The sequence below is a fragment of the Wolbachia endosymbiont of Drosophila baimaii genome, from assembly GCF_028982185.1.
Classification (GTDB): Bacteria; Pseudomonadota; Alphaproteobacteria; order Rickettsiales; family Anaplasmataceae; genus Wolbachia; species Wolbachia pipientis.
This window is the reverse complement of the sequence record NZ_JAPQLE010000199.1, coordinates 1-1,436: the sequence shown is the minus strand read 5'-3', so window position 1 is coordinate 1,436 and position 1,436 is coordinate 1. Positions and strand designations below refer to the sequence as shown.

Below are 1,436 nucleotides of genomic sequence, written 5' to 3'. Positions count from 1 at the left end.
TCATAACTATATGCTGCTGGCATTCAACCTCCTTATCATCATCTATCCTTATCCTATCACATCCGGACTTTTATGGAAAGAGCTATAAATATAGATCCCAGTGTCACGCACTGGGATGACGAGGTAGAGGGTACTGGGATGACATAGGATAATATGGGATGAAGGAGATAATACAAGAAAACATTAGCTATGTTTTTTGCATAACAATGCATCTCTTCATTCCCGCTAAGTCATATACATATTCCTGAAAAGCTAATTCGTATGAGGGGATTATTTTGTCAATATTGCTTTGATCTTCACCTATCTCCAATATCGCAAACCCATTTTTTTTAAGGCACCTCCTTAATATTGGAAAAATGCTCAAGTAACAGCTCAAACCATCAATACCACCATCAAGGGCAATTCTTGGTTCCTTTTGCACTTCAGCTTGCAAGTCTTTCAATTTGCTTCTTTTAATATATGGAGGATTACTGATTATAAGATCGAATGAACCTCTGCACTCTGTCCACGAACTTGGAAATATTTTGGCTCTGCTGAGAAGATCATGTTTTTTTGTGTTCTGATAGGCAACTTTATATGCTTCCAAGCTTTTTTCAAAACCGACGCCAACAGCATATTCATACTCACTAAGTACGGATATCAATAAACAACCTGTGCCTGTACCAAAATCTGCAATTTTTAGTTTCTGTTTTTTGTTTGGGTAATATTTTAACACTGCTAGGATTATTGTTTCACTATCTGGCCTTGGATCTAAAACATGCTGGTTAACTATAAAATTTTTACTCCAGAATTCACGATTACCTATTATTTGCGATATTGGATATCTTTCCGCTCTTTTTTTTGTTAATTTCCAAAATAAAAGTTCTTTCTCCATCGGCGCTTGATCAGCATGGTTCACAATTATAAATGATCTTTCCACTCCAAGTACGTGCTGTATGATGATTTCACAATCTAAATGTGGTGATTCAACTTTATGTGACGATAATAACTCCGACCCTTCTTGAATTAAAGTGCTGATTGTTTTCATTATTCTAAAAATGTGTTCCTTTCAGCCATAAACGATGAGTATATATAGCTAACTTAAATAAGGCTTACCTTCTCTGTCATCCTATGGCTTGACCATAAGATCTAGTTAAAAAAAATTCTAGATTCCAGTGTCAGCTACTTGCATGACACCATTTGCTATGCGGATTACCTTAGCCTAGAATAACTGCATCAGATCCCAGCGTCAAGTACTGGGATACTTAACCGTCATACCGCCGCGGCGCTAACACATAGCGGAATACTTGACCTTTACAGGGATGACGGTTGTCAGGCTAGCTGTCATCCAAGTAGCCTTCTTTTCCTGTCATCCCAGTGCTTGACACTGGGATGGCTTTGTTGCATAGCAACTGAAAAAATCTGGTGGCTACTGACAAAATTCATTATAAAATAGC

Annotated in this window: 1 protein-coding gene; it reads right to left on the bottom strand. The window is 37.5% G+C overall.

Annotated features, from left to right (window positions below; all coding sequences use genetic code 11):
* Positions 1–187: 187 nt before the first annotated feature.
* Positions 188–1,027 (bottom strand): peptide chain release factor N(5)-glutamine methyltransferase, encoded by an 840-nt coding sequence (gene prmC, locus OZD66_RS05785; RefSeq protein ID WP_275022495.1) that lies wholly within the window; start codon positions 1,025–1,027, stop codon positions 188–190.
* Between the last annotated feature and the right edge of the window lie 409 nt (positions 1,028–1,436).

Excerpts from the sequence above, each read along its gene's own strand:
- prmC (WP_275022495.1), bottom strand. The coding sequence starts at position 1,027 with ATGAAAACAATCAGCACTTTAATTCAAGAAGGGTCGGAGTTATTATCG.